Genomic DNA, 2,191 nt, shown 5'->3' with positions numbered 1-2,191 from the left:
ACGCCGACTTCGCGACCGTGAACAGCGTCATCGACTCGTACAACCAGACGCAAGACGCCGCCGCCGAGAAGCTCTCCGATATTGGCCTGCTCTTGAGCCAGCCGTACTTCGCGAAAATCGTCCTCGACTTCAAACGCGGCGCCGCGCCGAAGGAGCTCTACATCGGAGCCGCGGGCGTGTCCGACGACAGCTGCCGGCGCCTCGTGGTCGACTGGCGCTCGCCCGTCGCCGAGGTGTACTACAACCAGGACATGGGTCCCACGCACTATCGCGCGAACGGCCGCACGATCGCCGTCGACCTCACGTTGCGCCGCCAGTTCGACATCGTACGCGACGAGCTGCGCGCCTATTTCGACACCAACATCGCTATCCAGGATTCGCTGCTTCTCGCGTCGCTGTCCAAGCAGCGCACCTCCCAGATGCAGGCGATCACCGCGACCATCCAAAAGGAGCAGAACGCCGTCATCCGCCACGAGGACAGCCCCGTGCTGCTCGTCGCCGGCATCGCGGGTTCGGGCAAGACATCGGTGCTGCTCCAGCGCATCGCATACCTGTTCTACCAGCACCGCGAGAGCCTCCGCCCCGAGGACGTGTTCCTCATCACTCCAAACCCGGTGTTTCGCCACTACATCGCAAACGTGCTGCCCGACATGGGCGAGCGCAACCCGGAGACCCTCACGCTCGCGGAGTTCGCGCGCACGCTCTTGCCGCAGGGGCAGGGCTTCGGGAAGGGCACCGTCGACGAGGCGACCCTTTGGCACATCGACGAGGCGCTTGAGAGCGGCAGGTTCGAATACCAGCAGGGCGATTTCTGCGACATCCGCGTGGGGCACGTGAAACTGATCACGGCAGCGCAGGTGCATCAAGTGCGCGCGAAATGGCCGCGCATCGAGCCCGGCGCGCGCCTGTCGAACCTGATGCGCGAGGAGCTCACGCGGCGTCTCGACTCCAAGCTTGCCTCGATGGCGTCGAGCGACGAGGCCTTTGACGAGGTTGTATCCCTCACCCACGACGAGCAGCTCGCGGCGTTCGGCGAGCCGGTGAACATCGACGACGACAAAGAGGTGCGCAAGGCCGCGCTCAAGCTGATCCGCGGCCGCTTCGACATCGCGTACGGCATGATCGCGCGCGACGAGTGGCTCCACGTGGACAACCTGGGCCGCCGCCTGATCGGTGCGGAAAGCCTACCGCCCGCAGCGTGGCTCTACTTGAAGATCGCGTGCACGGGGCTCTCGAACCCCGACGCGCGCTACGTCATGATCGACGAGGTGCAGGACTACACGATTCCCCAGCTCGCCGTTCTCGCCCGCTTCTTCCCCCGCGCCCACTTCATGCTGCTCGGCGACGAGAACCAGGCGATTCGCGAGGGTGGACTAACGTTTGCACAGGTCAAAAGCACGTTTGAGCGCCTGCGCGGCGAGGTGAGCGAGTGCCATCTCATGACGAGCTACCGCTCCACCCCCAGCATCACCGACCTGTTCGCTCGTCTTCTGCCCGAAAGCGAGCGCATGGAGGTGTCGTCCGTGCAACGCGAGAGCTCGGCGCCGCGCGTCGAGGTTTTCGAGGACAAGGACGCGTGGGCTGATGCCGTGCGAGAGGCCGTACGCGAGGCGGGCTCGAGCGGCGAGGGGCTCACCGCCGTCATCGTGCCGTGGAAGCACGAGGCGACGAAACTTGTCGCGGCTTTGGGAAGCGACGCTCCCCAGCTGGTAGATGCGACGGGAGCGCTCCCTCGATCGGGGTGCGTGCTGCTCACGCTGCCGCTTGCGAAGGGGCTTGAGTTCGACCACGTCATCATCCCGAACGCGAGCGCAGGACTCTTCCCCGCCGGTGACCGCATCGCAAAAAACCGCCTCTACACGAGCATTTCGCGCGCTACGCGTGAGCTCGACGTGTTCGCCCTTGGCGAGCTGACGCCGCTTTTGCAATAGGCGCAAGGATCTGCGATGACGACCCCGAACTTCATCCTTTCACTGCGCGAGAAGATCGGCCACGACCCGCTTTGGCTTACGGGAATTACGGCCTATGTCGAGGACGCAGACGGGCGCATCCTGCTCGGACGGCGCAGTGACACGGGCGAGTGGGCGCTTGTGTACGGCATTGTGGAGCCTGGAGAGGAGCCTGGCCGCACGTGCGTGCGCGAGGTGCTCGAGGAGACGGGCGTGCACGTTGCGCCGCAGGCAATCGCGAG

The 2,191-nt window shown here is 65.3% G+C and carries 2 protein-coding genes; both read left to right on the top strand.

Annotated elements, in window-relative coordinates; translation table 11 throughout:
* On the top strand, nucleotides 1-1,931 hold a 1,931-nt coding region (locus Q0I65_RS09630), incomplete at its 5' end, for a UvrD-helicase domain-containing protein (protein ID WP_296062934.1).
* Nucleotides 1,932-1,946: 15 nt separating this feature from the next.
* Nucleotides 1,947-2,191, top strand: a 245-nt coding sequence (locus Q0I65_RS09625) for an NUDIX domain-containing protein (RefSeq protein ID WP_296062932.1), incomplete at its 3' end; no start/stop codon positions are given.

It is taken from the genome of uncultured Ellagibacter sp., from assembly GCF_934643285.1.
GTDB lineage: Bacteria > Actinomycetota > Coriobacteriia > Coriobacteriales > Eggerthellaceae > Ellagibacter.
Note: the sequence above shows the minus strand (reverse complement) of the source record. Positions and strands in the feature narration are given on the sequence as shown.